This is a genomic window from Rhodanobacter spathiphylli B39, assembly GCF_000264295.1.
GTDB classification, from domain to species: Bacteria; Pseudomonadota; Gammaproteobacteria; order Xanthomonadales; family Rhodanobacteraceae; genus Rhodanobacter; species Rhodanobacter spathiphylli.
In genome coordinates this window covers 21,317-38,074 of record NZ_AJXT01000045.1, presented here as the reverse complement: position 1 = coordinate 38,074, position 16,758 = coordinate 21,317, and the positions used below count along the sequence as shown (strand labels likewise).

Genomic DNA, 16,758 nt, shown 5'->3' with positions numbered 1-16,758 from the left:
TGCCGCTGCTCGAATCAGCGCAGGCGCAGCTGCTCATACTTGTCCCACTGGCTGGTGTCGGAAAGAATCACGCGGTCGCCCGGCTGCAGGCCCTGCATTATCTGCACCCGGTCGACCGAGGTGGCGCCCACCCGTACCTTGATGCGGCTGGCGGTGTTGCCGGAGGCGTCGAGACGGAACAGGCTGGCCTCGCTGTTCGGCTCGACCTGGGCCGGGCGTCCCATCGACAGCACCTGCTTGAGTTCGGCGATGCGGATGCGGCCGTCCACCGAAAGATCGGGACGCGCCCCCGCAGGCAGTGCGCCGGACGGCGTCACGTCCACCTGCACGCTGCCGTCCACCACCGCCGGATCGATGCGGGTGACGGTGCCGTCGATCAGGCCGTTGTAGGTATTCACCTGGGCGGCCATGCCCAGCGCCACGTCCTTGGCCTGCACCTCGGGCACGCGCAGCCGGGCGATCAGCACGTCGCCGCGCGCCACCCGCGCCAGGTCGGCGCCGGCAGCCACCTGCTGACCTTCCTGCACCGCGACCTGCTGCAAGGTGCCGGCGATGCCGGCGCGCACCTGCAACGCATCGGACTGGCGCTGGCGCAGCAGCAGGTTGCTCTGCTGCAGCTGCAGCTCCGCCCGCACCGCCGCCATCTGCGCCGCGATGCCGGCACCGAACGCCTGCACGCGCTGCTGCTCCACGTCGGTGCGATGCTGCAGCTGCTTCACCGCGATCAGCTCCTGCTCGTACTGCACCCGCGGAATCAGGTTCTTCTCCATCGCCTTCGCATCGGCTTCGCTGCGCACCTTCGCCGAGGCATAGTCGGCCTGGGCCTGGGCCAGCGAGGAACGCTCGTCCAGCAACTGCGACTGCAGGGCGGCCTGCTTCGCGGCCACCTGCGCCTCGGCCGCGGCGACCTGCGCCTGGGCGTTGCGCAGGTCACTGTCCACCTGCGGGCTGGACAGTCGCAGCAGCACCGTGTCGGCCTCCACGCGGGTACCCGGCCACACCTCGATCTTGCTCACCTGGGCGCTGGTCTGCGCCGCCAGCCAGTGGATGTCGCGCGGCACCAGGGTGCCCGGCGCGCGCACCTCGCGCAGCATGTCGCCACGCTGCACGGTATCGATCCAGGCCGCCGATCGCTCCACCGTGGGCAGCGCCGGCCCGAGATTGACGGCACCGATGACGAGACCCGCCAGCAGCAACACGCCGCCGGCGATGGCGAGTTGGCGGCGACGACGTTTGCGCTGGGCGGCGAGCGGGTTGGCGATATCCATGCGCCGATCAGAGCAAGGGCCGTGCCACGCCGCCAGATGCCCGTCCCACAAGGAAACGTCCTGCCTGTCGACCATCACGCCCGTTCGAAGACGGACAGTGGCGTCCGGAGTCGTACATCGCGGCGCGCCATCATGATGGCGCGCAAGATCGCGACCGCTGCGCCGCATCCAGTGTCTTCAGTGCGTGCAATCGACCCGGCTGATCCGCACCGATCTACCTCCGGCATCCGCGGGGACCAGCAGGTACGAGCCGACCCAGCCGCTGCTGCGCAGTCCATCTCCGTCGATCGAAAGATCGCGACTGGCCGCGGGCAGGTTCAGCAGGCGGGAGATCGCGACCTTGCCGTCGCCTGCTATCTGGACCCGGTAGACCGCTGCGTATTCCATGCCCATGTGCGACAGGCCGGTGATCACCCACGCCGTGCGATCGGACAACTTCAGCATGCCGCTGACGTTTCTTTCGAGCAGCAACTTCGGCGGAGCGCCCGCGCGCATCCATGTCAGGTTGCCGCCAAACTCCCCGCGATCGCTTCCGCCGAGCGTGCCGCCGTGAAGATCCAAGCTCATTGGCGCTCGCGTCGCCGCAGGCAATGCACAGCTGGCCGCCTCCTTGGCGAGCGGATTGTTCCAGAGCAGGTTGGCGAACCGGTTATCCGTCCTGTACAGCGATTCCAGCGCCTTGGGCTTGCCCGCCTGCAGGGCCGCGACGGCCTCGTCGGCGGCGCGCCGGACTGCGGCAAACCAGTGTGTCTGCGCGACCTGCCGCAGCGCCGGAACGGCTGTCTCGTCGCCCAGCCGGACCTCGGCAAGAATCGTGGCGGCCACGACTTGCCAGTCGCGGTCCTGAAGCAGGGGATGCAGGGCCGAACTCACCGAACGGTTGCCCAACTGGCCGAGCGCCTCCGCAGTCTGCATCCGCCATCGCCAGGACGTGGATTCCAGATAAGGCAGCAGTTGCGGCGCCACCTGTCCGACATCCTGCCCCATGCCGGCCAAGGCGCCGAAGCAATCGGCTGCCTCGCTTTCGCCGGGCGCATCCACCAGCGGCGGTGGCGCGCCGGGATCCGGCTTGAACGCAGCCTCGGTTCCTGGCGGCGGACAGCTGGCCAGGATCTCCCCCAGCACTGAAGGATCAAGCATGGAGCGCAAGGCGGAATGCGCAGCCTTGCGCAACCGCGGGTCACGGTCACTGGCCAGGGGCCGGATCGCAGCGCCGTGCGAGCGTGCCCGCTCGCCGAAGGCGGCAACGAGCCGCAGCGCCTGCTCCCGCTCGTCGGCGGGAAGCGAACGATTCGTCGCTGCGTCGACCAGAGCCTGCAGCATGGGGGTCCGGGAGGGAGCTGCTTCGGGGAGCGAGGAGTCAAATGACAGCGCGGCAGCGAGGTTGTCGCGTTCGGCCCCGGGTGCGTGGGCCATCCTGCGCAACACCTGCGGCAAGGCCCGGGGCAGCATTTCGCCCAGCACGAAACCGGCCTGGTTCATCCCGCCTTCGCGCTCGACGATCGGGATGACCAAGGCCGCGGCCTGTTCGACCGGAAACTTCGCCAGCGCGCGCACAATCCAGCCGCCACCGCGTTCACGCGAGATCGCCTGCTTCAGCGCTGGAAGGTCGGATGGCGACCACGCCGGCCAGCCCGCCAGCAGGCAACCCGCGATGTCGCGCTCGGCCGGGTTCGAGGCATTGGCCGTGGCCAGCAATCGTTGCTTGGCTTCTTCACCGTAGACTTCGAACCGTTCGCGCAAGGCATCGCACGACGGGTACCACGTGCCAGGCGTCAACGTTGACGCGGCGACGTGAAACTCTTGCATGCAGCGGTCCAGGCTGGCGCACGGCGTTGCGACCACCGGTGCCGCCTGCAGAAGTCCCAGCCAAAAAAGCCATCCTTGCATGGTGCCCCCATGGAATGTATCAGCCGGTGTTCTGCAGGCCCTGCGACACGCCGTTGACGCAGGCGACCAGGGCCTGCAGCACGGCGTCGTCGGTGCGGCCGCCGTCGCGCCAGCGTTGCAGCAGGTCGACCTGCAGCAGGCTCATCGGATCGACGTAGGGATTGCGCAGGCGGATCGAGGCGGCCAGGCGCGGGGCGTCCTGCAGCAGGGCGTCGCTGCGCTTCAGTTGCAGCAGCCAGTGACGGGTGCGGGCGAACTCGTCGCGGATCAGGCCGAAGAATTCGTCGTGCAACGGGCCGGACAGTTTCGAGAACGCCTCGGCGATGTCGAGGTCGCACTTGGCCAGCACCATCTCCACGTCGTCGAGCAGGTTGGCGAAGAACGGCCAGTCGCGCGCCATCCCGGCCAGCGCGTCCTCACCGAACTCCCCCGCGCCCTGCTCCAGCGCGCTGCCCAGGCCGTACCAGCCGGGCAGGATCGAGCGGCACTGGGTCCAGGCGAACACCCACGGGATCGCGCGCAGGTCCTGCACGCCGCGCATGCTGCGGCGACTGGCCGGGCGCGAGCCCAGGGTCATCTGCTCGATCACGTCCACCGGGGTGGCGCTGCGAAAATAGTCGACGAAGCCCGCGCGCTCGACGAAGGCCCGGTAGGTCTTGCGGCTGGCCGCGGACAAGGCGTCCATCTGCTCGCGCCAGCGCCGTTCGCGCGGCTCGCTTTCGCGTGGCCGCAGGCTGGCGCGCAGCACCGCGCCGACCGTCTGTTCCAGATTGCGCAGCGCCAGCGCACGGATGCCGTACTTACGATGGATCACCTCGCCCTGCTCGGTCACCCGCAACACGCCGGCCACTGCGCCCCGCGGCGAGGACATCAGCGCCGGCGTGATGCGCGCGCCGCCGCGGCTGGCCGAGCCGCCGCGACCGTGGAAGAAGGCCAGCTGGATGCGCGCTTCGTTCGCCACCTCCAGCAACTCCACCTGGGCGCGCTGCAAGCCCCAGCGCGAGGCCAGCGTGCCGCCGTCCTTGCCGCTGTCGGAGTAACCCAGCATCACCCACTGCTGGTCGCCCCGCGCGGCGAGGTGGCGACGGTAGACCGGATCGTCGAGCAGTGCGCGCAGCGTGGCCGGCGCGTTCCTCAGGTCGTCGACGGTCTCGAACAGCGGAGCAATGTTGAGCGGCACGTCCTTCGTCTCGTCGACCAGCCCGCCCCGCCGCGCCAGTGCCAGCACTGCCAGCACGTCGGCGGCGCTGCGCGCCATGCTGATGATGTACAGGCCGGTGGCCTCGACGCCGTGGCTTTGCCGGCTGTCGCGCAAGGTGGCGAACACGGCCTGCAGGGACGTGGCGCTGTCGTCGTCGCTGTCGGGAAACCTCGCCTCGCCGCTGGCGTACGGACGCAGGCGATCGGCGCGTTCGGCACCCTCGCGGCTGGCCCACTCCGCATCACCGAGCAGCGCCGCCAGGGCGTCGTCGTGCACACGCGAATCCTGCCGCACGTCGAGCCGGGCCAGGTGGAAGCCGAAAGTGCGCACGCGGCACAGCAGGCGTTCGACCGAATAGGCGCCGGCATGGACGCCATGATGCTGCAGCAGGCTGTCGGCGATCAGCTGCAGGTCGTCGAGCAATTCCTGGCTGGACGCATAGCCGTCCGTTTGCAGCTCCTGGGTCAGCGCCAGTCGCGCGCCGATCAGCTGCAGCAGGCAGCGGTACGGCATGTCGGCGTGGCGCGGGCGGATCTGCGCCGCGGCCGCGGGAAAGCGCGCCCGGTAATCGGCCAGGCGTGCCAGCAAGGCCCCGGTGACCTCGACGCGGCCCTCGGTCTGGCTGAGCGCCCGCGCCAGCGCGGCCACGTCTTCGCGATAGCGCTCGATGACCATGGCCCGCTGCGAGTCGAGGCAGTCGGCGATGGTGTCGGCGCCCACGTTGGGGTTGCCGTCCATGTCGCCGCCGACCCAGCTGGCGAAGCGCAGCAGCCGCGGCAGGCGGATCGCCAGGCCGTAGGTGTCCTGCAGCGCCTGGGCCAGCGATTCGTACAGCGCCGGCACGATCCGGTACAGCGGATGGGTCAGGTAGAAGTCCACGTGCTCGCGCTCGTCCTGCACGCTGGGCCGCACCGGCGAGGCCTCGGCGGTCTGCCAGCCGGCGGACAGCGCCATGTAGATGCGCTGGTCGTCCTCGCGACATTCCTGCGGCGTGCGCTGGGGATCGAAACCATCGATCAGCGAGGCCACGATCGCCTGCTCCTTCTCCAGCAGCGAGCGGCGCACGGCTTCGGTGGGATGCGCAGTGAACACCGGCTCGATCCACAGGCGGTCGAGCCAGCCGACCAGTTCGTCGGCGCCGACGCCTTCGGCCTTGAGCCGACCCAGCACGGCCAGCAGCGATTCGGGCTGCGGCGCGCTGCCCTCGCGCTGGTAGTCGCGGCGGCGACGGATGCGATGCACCCGCTCGGCCGTGTTGACGGCCTGGAAGTAGGTGGCGAACGCGCGAGCCAGCGCCTCGGCCTGGGCGGCATCCTGGCCGGCCAGCGAGTCGGCCAGCTCGTCCACCGAAGCACCTTCGCGGCGACGATGGATGGCCGCGGTGCGCACCTGCTCCACGCGCCGGAAGAACGCGTCGCCGCGCTGTTCGGCCAGCATGCGGCCGACCATCGCGCCGAGCCGGCTCACGTCCTCGCGCAGCGGGCCGTCCGGCGGCAGGAATTCGGGTTCGCGACTCTGTTCCACGCGGTGGCTCCCTGGCTGGTCAAGCCCCCAGCCTAACCAATCCTGGTCCGGGAGACACCCGACGATGCGGCATAAGCTCATGTCTGCCGCTACAATGTCTCCTTTGCACTGCCCGCCGAGGGGCGCTGCGACCGTCGTCGTGAATGCGGATACGTCCGCAATGCCCCGCACATCCCGTGCGGACTCTTCACGACAACGGCCAGGCTCGGCGCGGCACGTTCCACAACGGCGCCCGGTTGCTCTACGCGAGTCCCTTCGCGAAGAAAGACCGGCCATCCATGCCGGACTCTTCACGGAAGCCTCGCACTAACCGGAGATATCCATGAACGCCGCACTGAAAGAAACCACCCACGACTACAAGATCCGCGACATCACGCTCGCCGATTTCGGCCGCAAGGAACTGGACATCGCCGAGCACGAGATGCCGGGCCTGATGTCGATCCGCCGCAAGCACGCCACCGCCCAGCCGCTGAAGGGCGTGCGCGTGACCGGCTCGCTGCACATGACGATCCAGACGGCGGTGCTGATCGAGACGCTGAAGGACATCGGCGCCGACGTGCGCTGGGCCTCGTGCAACATCTTCTCGACGCAGGACCACGCCGCCGCGGCGATCGCCGCCACCGGCACGCCGGTGTTCGCCTGGAAGGGCGAGACGCTGGAGGAATACTGGGACTGCACGCTGGACGCGCTGTCCTTCCCCGACGGCAAGGGCGGCTACCTCGGTCCGCAACTCGTCGTCGATGACGGCGGCGACGTGACGCTGCTGATCCACAAGGGCTACGAGCTGGAGAACGGCAGCAAGTGGGTTGACGAGAAGGCCTCCTCGCACGAGGAGCAGGTGATCAAGAACCTGCTCAAGCGCGTGCACAGCGAGCGCCCGGGCTACTGGCACACCGTGGTCAGGGACTGGAAGGGCGTCTCCGAGGAAACCACCACCGGCGTGCATCGCCTGTACCAGCTGGCCGAGGCGAAGTCGCTGCTGATCCCCGCGATCAACGTCAACGACTCGGTCACCAAGAGCAAGTTCGACAACCTGTACGGCTGCCGCGAGTCGCTGGCCGACGGCCTCAAGCGCGCGATGGACGTGATGCTGGCCGGCAAGGTCGCCGTGGTCTGCGGTTACGGCGACGTGGGCAAGGGTTGCGCGCACAGCCTGCGTGCCTACGGCGCCCGCGTGGTGGTCACCGAGATCGATCCGATCAACGCGCTGCAGGCGGCAATGGAAGGCTTCGAGGTCAACACCGTCGAATCGACCCTCGGCCGCGGCGACATCTACGTCACCACCACCGGCAACAAGGACGTGCTGCGGCTCGATCACCTGAAGGCGATGAAGGACCAGGCGATCGTCTGCAACATCGGCCACTTCGACAACGAGATCCAGGTCGACGCGCTGAACGCGATGGCCGGCGTGACCAAGCTCAACATCAAGCCGCAGGTGGACAAGTACACCTTCTCCGACGGCCGCGCGATCTTCCTGCTGGCCGAGGGCCGGCTGGTCAATCTGGGCTGTGCCACCGGCCACCCCAGCTTCGTGATGTCCAACTCGTTCGCCAACCAGACGCTGGCCCAGATCGACCTGTGGGAGCACCGGGACAGCTACGAGAACAAGGTCTACATCCTGCCCAAGAAGCTGGACGAGGAAGTCGCCCGCCTGCACCTGGAGAAGATCGGCGTGAAGCTGACCACGCTCAGCGACGAGCAGGCGAAGTACCTCGGCGTGCCGGTGGAAGGTCCGTACAAGCCGGATCACTACCGCTACTGACAGCGGTGGGCGGGGAGGCAACCTCCCTGGTCTGATGTGAAACGGGGCGCAGCGATGCGCCCCGTTTTTTTTGTGGAGAAGATCAAGAGCACCCCCTCCTGCCCTCCCCCTGCTGCGCAGGGGGAGGAATCAACCCGGCGCCTCTGCTCCCTCCCCTGCTGCGCAGCGCGAGGAGTCAACCCGGCGCCTCTGCTCCCTCCCCTGCTCGCAGGGGAGGGCCGGGGTGGGGTCGCTCTTGATCTATCGCTTCATCGCGAAACAAAGATATATACTCGCCGGCACCGCCCACCGGATGCCCAGCGATGCCGTCGATCAGCTTCGAGTTCTTCCCGCCCAAGACCGATGAACAACGCGCGCAGCTGGATCGCGCCGCGCAGGTGCTGAAGGCGCACCAGCCGGAATACGCCTCCGTCACGTTCGGCGCGGGCGGGTCCACGCTCAGCTATACCGGGGACACCGTGGCGCGGCTGCACGCGCAGCATGGCCTGCCGGTGGCGCCGCACCTGTCCTGCATGGGCGGCACCAAGGCCGAGATCACCGAACTGCTGGACGGTTACCGCGCGGCCGGCTACCGGCGGCTGGTGGCGCTGCGCGGCGACATGCCCTCGGGCATGGCCACGGCGGGCGACTTCCGTTACGCGGCCGAGCTGGTGGCCTTCATCCGCGCGCACTGCGGCGACCACTTCCACATCGAGGTCGCGGCGTATCCCGAAACCCATCCACAGGCCGATGACGCGCTGCGCGACCTGCAGCATTTCAAGGCCAAGATCGACGCCGGCGCGAACGGCGCGATCACCCAGTATTTCTTCAACCCCGACGCGTACTTCCGTTTCGTCGACGACGTGCGCAAGCTCGGCGTCGACGTGCCGATCGTGCCGGGCATCATGCCGATCACCAACTTCAGCCAGCTGCGGCGTTTCTCCGAGATGTGCGGCGCGGAGATCCCGCGCTGGATCTCCAAGCGCATGCAGGCCCACGGCGACGATGCCGATGCGGTGCGCGCGCTGGGTGCCGAAGTGGTGGCACAGCTGTGCCGGCGCCTGCTCGACGGCGGCGCGCCCGGCCTGCACTTCTACACGCTGAACCGGGCCCGCGCCACGCAGGCGGTACTGCAGCAGCTTTCCTGAGACGCGGTGGCGGGTATGCTGGCGCGATGTATCGCCTGGCCACCGTGCTCTGCCTGATCGCGCTCGCCTGCGCCGCGCCCGCCGCGGCGCAGACGCCGATCCATCGCTGCATCGGCGCCAATGGCAGTGCGGTGTTCACCGACCAGCCCTGCGCCGCGCTGCAGGCCACCCCGGCCAGTCGTGTCGCCGCGTCGGCACCCGCGGTGACCGCCACCACCACGCCAACCCTGTGCGCCGCCACTCTGGGTGCGTTGCGCCAGGGCGTGATCGATGCCTTCGCCAACCATGACGCCAACCGGCTGGCCGGCATGATGCTGTGGGATGGCTACGGTCGCGGCGCGGCCATCGCCGACATCCAGTCGCTGACCCGGCTGATGAAACAGCCGTTGCTGGACGTGACGGCGCCCGACGAATCCGCGCCGACGCCCGCCCCGGCAAGCAGCCTCGCCGATCCATTCGCCATGAACGTCGATCCCGCCCCGGCAACGCCGGCGCGCAATCAGCTGGTGGTGCACACCGCCGACAGCGACGGCAACGGCAACCCGCGCGAACTGCGCTTCGACATCGTCCACCAGGCCGGCTGCCTGTGGTTGCGCAACGCTGACTGAAGGCGCCCATTGACGCCGGCTCGGCCGACAGCAGCTATCATGGGCGGTCCCCACTGGAGAATCGACATGGCCCAGCAGTACCCCGAGTGGATCTGGCAGAACGGTGAGATCAAGCCGTGGGCCCAGGCGACCACCCACGTGATGTCCCACGCCCTGCACTACGGTTCGTCGGTATTCGAAGGCATCCGCAGCTACGCCACCCCCGACGGCGCCGCGATCTTCCGCCTGACCGACCACATCAACCGGCTGTACCAGTCGGCCAAGATCTACGACATGGCGCTGCCGTACACGGCCGACGAACTGGCTGCGGCCTGCCGCGCGGTGATCAAGAAGAACGGCCTGGGCGCGTCCTACCTGCGCCCGGTGGCCTACCGGGGCCTGGGCGGCTTCGGCCTGTCCGCGGAAACCCCGATCGACGTCGCCGTGGCGGCGTGGCCGATGGGCCCGTACCTGGGGCCAGAGGCCCTGGAAAACGGCATCACCGCCTGCGTGTCCAGCTGGCAGCGCTTCGCGCCGAACACCATCCCGGCCGGCGCCAAGGCCGGCGGCAACTACCTTTCCGGTCAGCTGATCGCACGCGAAGCGCGTCGCCTCGGCTTCGGTGAGGGCATCGCGCTGGCCTCCAGCGGCCTGCTCAGCGAAGGTGCCGGCGAGAACCTGTTCCTGGTCTTCGACGGGGTGCTGCACACCACCCCGGCCAGCGCCTCGATCCTCACCGGCATCACCCGCGACACGCTGAAGACGCTGGCCCGCGAAGACGGCATCGAAGTGGTCGAACGCGACCTGCCGCGCGAGTACCTCTACCTCGCCGACGAGATCCTGATGTGCGGCACCGCCGCCGAAGTCACCCCGATCCGCTCGGTCGACGGCAAGCAGATCGGCAACGGCACCGCGGGCCGCGTCACCCGCCGCCTGCAGGAACTGTTCTTCGGCCTGTTCGACGGTCGCACCCACGACAAGTGGGGCTGGCTGGAGCAGGTCTGAGTCAAGAGCAACCCCCTCCCGGCCTCCCCCTGCCCGCAGGGGGAGGAGCAACGCCGCCCAGCTCCCTCCCCTGCACGCAGGGGGAGGAGCAACGCCGCCTGACTCCCTCTCCTGCAACGCAGGGGAGGGTTGGGGTGGGGTCGCTCTTGACTCTCGGGAAACAGGAATTCAGCTGAACCGGATGCTGGCGATCGCGCCGTTGGCGTCGCTGCGGGGTCGCATCGAGACGTCCCAGCCGTACAGTTCGCACAGCCGGCGCACGATCGCCAGGCCCAGCCCGGCACCGCTGCCGCCGGCGCCTTCGCCGCGCACGCCGCGCTGGAACAGGCGCTCGGCATCTTCCGGCTTGATGCCGGGGCCGGTGTCGATCACTTCGATGCTGCCGTTGCCCACCACCACCTGCACGCTGCCTTCGAGCGTGTACTTGATCGCGTTGCCGATCAGGTTGGTCAACGCCACCGACAGCACGGAGGCCGGCGCATTCACGCTGACCTGCTGCTCGGTGCGCAGTTCGACGGTGAGCGGCTTGCCGCGCACCTGGGGACGCTGGCTCTCGATCACGTCGGCGGCAACCTTGCCGACCTCGGTGGTTTCGCCGCGGGTCGGGCCGCGCCGCTCGGCGCGCGACAGCAGCAGCAAGGCCTCGATCAGCTCGGTGGCCTGGCGCGAGGCGCGCTCGATCCGCTTCAGCCGCTCGCTCAGCTTTTCGGTGAGATCGGGCGAGCCCTGCAGCAATTCGGTGGTGCTGGCGATCACCGCCAGCGGCGTGCGCAATTCATGGCTCACGTCGGAATTGAATTCGCGGTCGCGCTCGACCATCGCGGTGAGCCGCGCCGAATACTCGTCCAGCGCATGCGCCAGCTCGCCCACCTCGTCGTCGGCGAAATGCGGCGCCAGCGGCTCGGCCTTGCCGGCCTTGCGGAAATCGCGCAGACGATTGGCCAGCTCGCTGACCGGCTTCAGCACCTTGCGCGAGAGCCACAGGCCCAGCACCAGCGACAGCAGGCCGAACAGGAACACCGCGGCGATGACACTGATGAGCAATTGCTGCTTGCCCAGCTCCTCGCGCGTGACGTCGTAGCGGACGAAACTGATGATGTGGTTCTCGCGATACACCGCCAGCTTGTAGTGCCGCTGGTCGCCATCCTCGCTCTGCTCGATGATGTCGTGCACGCCATTGGTGTCGGCCAGGTTCTGCCAGGCCAGCGGCGCCTTGTACAAGGTGCGATCGCTCTTGGTCATGCCCGTGATCAGCTGCGAGCCCGGGCCCGGCGCCTCCGGGTGTTCCTGCGCGTAATGGTTCGCGTACTTGGCGTCGTCCAGCAGGCTGGCGTTGACCAGCTGGTCTTCCACCCGCGAACGGATGTTCAACGCGGCGAACGCAAACAACGCGCTGAGGCCGAAGCCGAACAGCGTGAAGGAGACGACCAGCCGAAAACGAAGCTTACGCCTGGACTGCATCCGGCTCGACCATCCGATAGCCAATGCCGTGCCGCGTGTGGATCAGCGGCTTCTCGAAGGGTTTGTCGATCGCGGCGCGCAGGCCGTGGATATGCACGCGCAGCGAATCGCTGTCGGGCAGTTCCTCGCCCCACACCTTCTGTTCCAGGTCCTGCCGGGTGACCACCGACGGGCTCGCTTCCATCAGCGCCTGCAGCAGCTTCAGGCCGATCGGGTTCAGCTGGATCGACTTGCCCTCGCGGTTCACCGTCAGCGTGTCGAGGTTGAAGGTGAGGTCGGCCACTTTCAGCACGCGGCTCTGCGGGCCCTTGCCGCGGCGTGCCAGCACTTCCAGTCGCGCGGCCAGCTCCTGCAGCGCGAACGGCTTGGTCATGTAGTCGTCGGCGCCCGATTCGAAACCGGTCAGCTTCTGCTCCAGCGCGTCGCGCGCGGTCAGCATCAGGATCGGCGTCTGCTTGTGCGCCTCGTGGCGCAACTTGCGGGCGACCTCCAGGCCGTCCATGCCGGGCAGCGTGAGATCCAGCACGATCACGTCGAAATCGTGCACCACGGCCAGGTGCAGGCCGGTCACGCCGTCACCCGCGAAATCGACCACGTTGCCCCGGTCTTCCAGATAATCGCCGATGTTGGTCGCGATATCGCTGTTGTCTTCGATCACCAGTACGCGCATGTGTCACTCCTGCGCAGCCGGCTCACGGGCCGGCTGGGGCTGCCAGCTTAACAAGCTTGGATGAACGCAGCGCGGCGGCAGCGAAAGAAACCTGAACGCGCGTTCGTGTGGCACTCGTGCGGGCAAGAAAAAGCCCAGATGCGCGACTCGCCGTCGCCCACCTGGGCCCAAGTTACTGCCCCGATACCATCGTCTGCCGGCGCCGCGCCGTGTGGGTCGCGGTGTCGCAAAAAACAGTGGGAGCTTTATAGGGGGCGACGGGTTATGAGCGAGTTAACACCGCGTCAATTCACATCCTGGCGGGGCACCGACGGCGGCCCTCAGGCCTTCGCGGGACGCCGGCGGACGCGGCTTTCGCCCAGCTTTCCGGCGGCCTGCGTTTCCAGCAAGGCCATGATCGCCGCCGCCACATCCACGCCGGTCGCGGCCTCGATGCCCTCCAGGCCAGGCGATGCGTTGACCTCCAGCAGCAGCGGGCCGCGGTTCGAACGCAGCAGGTCGACGCCGGCCACGCCCAGGCCCAGCGCGCCGGCCGCCGCCACCGCGATGCGCTCCTCGTCGGCGCTCAGCGTGGCCGCCTTCGCGCTGCCGCCGCGGTGCAGGTTGGCGCGGAACTCGCCGGGGCTGGAATCGCGCTGCATCGCCGCGACCACCTGGTTGCCGACCACGAAGCAGCGCAGGTCGCTGCCCTTGGCCTCGGCCACGAACTCCTGCACCAGAAAGTTGGCATACAGGCCGCGGAACGCCTCGATCACGCTCTGCGAAGCCGCGCGCTTCTCGGCCAGCACCACGCCGGTGCCCTGGCTGCCCTCGTTCAACTTGATCACGTGCGGCGGATCGCCGAGCAGGGCCAGCACGTCGTCGGTGTCGTCGGGGTTGTCGCCGAACACGGTCACCGGCATGTCGATGCCCCGGGCGGCCAGGATCTGCAGGCAGCGCAGCTTGTCGCGCGCCCGCAGCACCGCGTCGGACGGGTTCGGCGTGTACACGCCCATCATTTCCAGCTGGCGCAGCACCGCGGTGCCGTAGAACGTGCTGGAGGTGCCGATGCGCGGGATCACCGCATCGATGTCGCGCACCTCCTTGCCCTTGAAGCGGATCGACGACGCGCCCGGCGCGATGCGCACGTAGCAGCGCAGCGGATCGAACACCCTTACCACGTGCCCGCGCACGCGCGCGGCCTCGACCAGGCGCTTGGTCGAATACAGTCGGGTGTTGCGCGAAAGGATCGCAATCTTCATGGGCAGGCCGTCATCGGGATGGCACGGTCGTGGTCGACGGCCGCGGCTGGGTATAGGAAAGCGCCGGGTCCACCGCAACGCGCCCGCTCAGCGCACTGCGACCCAGCAACATCGGAAACAGCATATGCCGGCGATCGGTCAGATTGACGTCGATCTCGAACTGCTGCCCGGCCAGTTCTACCGCAGTGCGAATGAACCAGCGCTCAGTGCGGCGGCCGCCGGTATCGGTGACCGTGCGCCGATCCAGCGCGGGCGCTTCGCAACGGATCGCCAGCGGCGAGCGTCGCCCCACGTGCAGGCTGAAGCGCAGCCAGGTATCGCCGTCGCGCTGGAATGTTTCGAGGGTGTCCACGTGCAGCGAACTGCTGCGCGCCCCGGTGTCGAGCTTGGCCTTGAGCAGGGCAATGCCCAATTGCGGCAACGCCAGCCGCTCCCGCCAGCCCAAGGTAATCAGATCCGCCATGTGGATTGTGGGAAGCTCGGGGATCGATGCAGCGGGGGAGTGGAGCGGGTGAAGGGAATCGAACCCTCGTCAGTAGCTTGGGAAGCTACAGCTCTACCATTGAGCTACACCCGCTTGGCCGGCGGATGGTAACCCGGGATTCGCGTGGTTGGAAGGCGGCGTCAGGAGCGACCCCACCCCGGCCCTCCCCTGCACGCAGGGGAGGGAGCAAGGCGGCGCGCCCAACGGGTGCTGAACAATCGCCTGCGCATACTCGGCGTGGGGTCATCGTTTGCTCGACACTGCGCGTTCACGAGCACATGACACTTCCCCGCCCTGCTTCCGCCTCATCCGCACTTGCCAAGGAGAGCCGCATGTCCAGGTTTGCCGAGTCCCCTGTTTCATGGCGCCGCTACCGGCGCGTGCTGGCGGTATGGCTGCTGTGCCTGGTCGCCGGATTGGCGCAGGCCCAATCCGACACCCGATCCGACGCCGATGACAGCGCCGATCCGCCGACCCGGGTGGCGCGCCTGTCGTATGTCGGCGGCGACCTGGGTTTCCTGCCTTCCGGCGCGAAGGACTGGAGCGACGCCAACATCAACCGCCCGCTGACCACCGGCGACAAGCTCTCCAGCGCAGCGGGCACGCGCGCCGAGCTGGAGTTCGACGGCGGCACGCTGCGCATCGACGGCCAGTCCGACCTCGGCCTGCTCGACCTCGACGACCAGCTGGCGCAGATCGAACTGACCCAGGGCAGCCTGAGCCTCACCGTGCGCCAGCTCGGCGACGGCGAAAGCTACGAGATCGACACCCCCGCGGTGGCGCTGGTGGTGGACCGGCCCGGCACGTTCCGCGTCGACGTCGATCCGCGCGACGGCAGCACCCGCATCGCGGCGCTGGATGGCGCCGCCACCGTGTTCGGCGAGAACAACGCCCAGCGCTCGATCAACCCCGGCCGCAGCTACCGCTTCACCGACGCCAGCCTGGGCATGGTGACGATCAGCGACCTCGCCGGCGGCGACGCCTTCGACCACTGGGCCAGCGAGCGCGATCGTCGCTACGCACAGTCCGACAGCAGCCAGTACGTCTCCGACGACGTGGTCGGCTACCAGGACCTCGACCAGTACGGCGCCTGGCAGGACAGCAGCGAGTACGGCGCGGTGTGGTATCCGCACAACGTCGGTTCGGACTGGGCGCCCTACCGCAACGGCCACTGGGCGTACATCGCGCCGTGGGGCTGGACCTGGATCGACGATGCGCCGTGGGGTTACGCGCCGTACCACTACGGTCGCTGGGCCTACACCCAGCGCGGCTGGGGCTGGATTCCCGGCCCGCGCGGCGTGCGTGCGATCTACGCGCCGGCGCTGGTCGCCTTCGTCGGCGGCGGTGGCTGGTCGGTGGGGATCGGCGGTGCGCCGGTGGGCTGGTTCCCGCTGGGCCCGGGCGAGATCTACAACCCGTGGTATCGCTGCGGCCGCCGCTATTACACCCGGGTCAACGTGCACAACATCCGCGTGCGCGGCGGACACGACCCGCGGCGCGACATCGATGACCACTACACCCGCTACCGTCGCGGCGACTTCGATCGGGGCGACCACCGTCGCGGCGCGCCCCGCGGCTTCACCGCGGTGTCCGGCGACAACTTCGCCGGCGGTCACCGCGTGACAAACCATCGCCTGCATGTCGATCCGCGCAAGCTCACCGACACGTCGCTGCGCACGCGCGACATCGCCGGCGTGCGCCCCACCGATCGCGGCGGGCACGGGCCGCGCACCACCCACGTGCGCAACCTGCCCGCCGGCGGCTTCACCCGCGAAGTGGTCGCCCGGCGCGCGCCGCCGGACATCCACGACGCCCCCGTGCCGGATTACGGCAGGCCGAACCACGGCAAGCTGACCGGCGACGCCTCCAGCGGACGGGTGCGCGTGCTGGGCAGCCAGGGCCCGGGGCGACGCCCGCCGATGGCCGATCGCGACGGCGGCAACGTGCACCGCGCCGCGCCCGTCACCGCGCAGTTGCCGACGGTGCCCCGCATCACGCCGGCCACCCGCGAAGACCGCATGACCAACGCAGGTGACGACGGCGAACCGCGCTCGGCCCGCTTTGCGCATCCACGCAGCCCTTACGGTGCCGACCGCCGCGAAAACATGCCGCGCCCCGGGGTGAGTTACATCGCCCCGAGCCCGTCCACGCCATCGGTCGACCAGCGCGCGCCCCGCCCGATGCCGCCGACCCGCCGCGACGATGCACGCGTGGTGCCGTATGACCGCACGCGGTTCCAGCACGCGACAGCGCAGACGCCCGTCGCCACGCCCACGCGGGGCGAGCCGGAGCCGCGCCGCTTCGAACGTCCGCAGCCACGCTTCCAGCGCCCCGAGCCCGTGCAGCGCGAGCCCATGCGCGAAGCGCCACGGCCGCAACCGCGCCCCAGCGCGCCACCACCGCCCCGCTACGAGCCGCCGCAACGCCCGGCACCGCGGGTCGAAGCCCCCAGGCCGCAGCAGAACATGTCGCGGCCCTCACCGAGAAAGGGCGGCGAGCGACTGGATCGGGAAGATCGGCGGCACTAGGGCAAGAGCG

Annotated in this window: 12 protein-coding genes, 1 tRNA gene and 1 riboswitch; of the genes, 5 read left to right on the top strand and 8 right to left on the bottom strand. The window is 68.9% G+C overall.

From position 1 onward, the window contains the following. Positions 1 to 14: 14 nt before the first annotated feature. The 3 genes from UU7_RS14005 to ppc all read right to left on the bottom strand — a co-directional run bounded on the left by UU7_RS14005 (position 15) and on the right by ppc (position 5,883). Positions 15 to 1,268, bottom strand: coding sequence for an efflux RND transporter periplasmic adaptor subunit (locus UU7_RS14005; RefSeq protein WP_007809352.1), 1,254 nt, complete (start codon positions 1,266 to 1,268; stop codon positions 15 to 17). Between the two features lie 177 nt (positions 1,269 to 1,445). Beyond that, positions 1,446 to 3,077 carry a HEAT repeat domain-containing protein gene (locus UU7_RS14000; RefSeq protein ID WP_162098652.1) on the bottom strand — a complete coding sequence of 544 codons (1,632 nt, stop codon included), beginning with the start codon at positions 3,075 to 3,077 and terminating at the stop codon, positions 1,446 to 1,448. A 100-nt stretch (positions 3,078 to 3,177) separates the two neighbouring features. Then, the gene (gene ppc, locus UU7_RS13995; protein ID WP_007809348.1) at positions 3,178 to 5,883 is read right to left on the bottom strand and encodes a phosphoenolpyruvate carboxylase; all 2,706 of its coding nucleotides are present in this window, start codon (positions 5,881 to 5,883) and stop codon (positions 3,178 to 3,180) included. 111 nt (positions 5,884 to 5,994) lie between these two features. Then, positions 5,995 to 6,124, top strand: a riboswitch (S-adenosyl-L-homocysteine riboswitch). An 81-nt stretch (positions 6,125 to 6,205) separates the two neighbouring features. Between ppc and ahcY the strand changes: the two genes are divergently transcribed. The 4 genes from ahcY to UU7_RS13975 all read left to right on the top strand — a co-directional run bounded on the left by ahcY (position 6,206) and on the right by UU7_RS13975 (position 10,364). Further along, positions 6,206 to 7,645: an adenosylhomocysteinase gene (ahcY, locus tag UU7_RS13990; protein WP_007809347.1), complete on the top strand. Its 1,440-nt coding sequence runs from the start codon at positions 6,206 to 6,208 to the stop codon at positions 7,643 to 7,645. Between the two features lie 302 nt (positions 7,646 to 7,947). After that, entirely contained in the window at positions 7,948 to 8,772 is an 825-nt protein-coding gene (gene metF, locus UU7_RS13985; protein ID WP_007809345.1) for a methylenetetrahydrofolate reductase [NAD(P)H], read from the top strand. A 26-nt stretch (positions 8,773 to 8,798) separates the two neighbouring features. After that, complete coding sequence (locus tag UU7_RS13980; protein WP_007809343.1) at positions 8,799 to 9,380, top strand: DUF4124 domain-containing protein; 582 nt, start codon at positions 8,799 to 8,801, stop codon at positions 9,378 to 9,380. 66 nt (positions 9,381 to 9,446) lie between these two features. Then, entirely contained in the window at positions 9,447 to 10,364 is a 918-nt protein-coding gene (locus UU7_RS13975) for a branched-chain amino acid transaminase (protein ID WP_007809341.1), read from the top strand. A gap of 168 nt (positions 10,365 to 10,532) precedes the next feature. Here UU7_RS13975 and UU7_RS13970 read toward each other — a convergent pair whose 3' ends face one another. The 5 genes from UU7_RS13970 to UU7_RS13950 all read right to left on the bottom strand — a co-directional run bounded on the left by UU7_RS13970 (position 10,533) and on the right by UU7_RS13950 (position 14,313). After that, positions 10,533 to 11,825, bottom strand: coding sequence for a sensor histidine kinase (locus UU7_RS13970; RefSeq protein WP_007809339.1), 1,293 nt, complete (start codon positions 11,823 to 11,825; stop codon positions 10,533 to 10,535). Next, positions 11,809 to 12,495 (bottom strand): response regulator transcription factor, encoded by a 687-nt coding sequence (locus UU7_RS13965; protein ID WP_007809337.1) that lies wholly within the window; start codon positions 12,493 to 12,495, stop codon positions 11,809 to 11,811. Before UU7_RS13965 ends, UU7_RS13970 begins: the two co-directional genes overlap by 17 nt. Before the next feature lie 320 nt (positions 12,496 to 12,815). Then, positions 12,816 to 13,736, bottom strand: a complete 921-nt coding sequence (gene rimK, locus UU7_RS13960) for a 30S ribosomal protein S6--L-glutamate ligase (protein WP_007809335.1) — start codon at positions 13,734 to 13,736, stop codon at positions 12,816 to 12,818. Between the two features lie 10 nt (positions 13,737 to 13,746). After that, positions 13,747 to 14,199 carry an ATP-dependent zinc protease family protein gene (locus UU7_RS13955; protein ID WP_007809334.1) on the bottom strand — a complete coding sequence of 151 codons (453 nt, stop codon included), beginning with the start codon at positions 14,197 to 14,199 and terminating at the stop codon, positions 13,747 to 13,749. 40 nt (positions 14,200 to 14,239) lie between these two features. Beyond that, positions 14,240 to 14,313, bottom strand: a tRNA-Gly gene (locus UU7_RS13950). Between the two features lie 239 nt (positions 14,314 to 14,552). On the opposite strand from UU7_RS13950, the gene UU7_RS13945 reads away from it, so the two are divergent. Beyond that, positions 14,553 to 16,748, top strand: coding sequence for a DUF6600 domain-containing protein (locus UU7_RS13945; protein WP_007809332.1), 2,196 nt, complete (start codon positions 14,553 to 14,555; stop codon positions 16,746 to 16,748). Positions 16,749 to 16,758 lie beyond the last annotated feature (10 nt).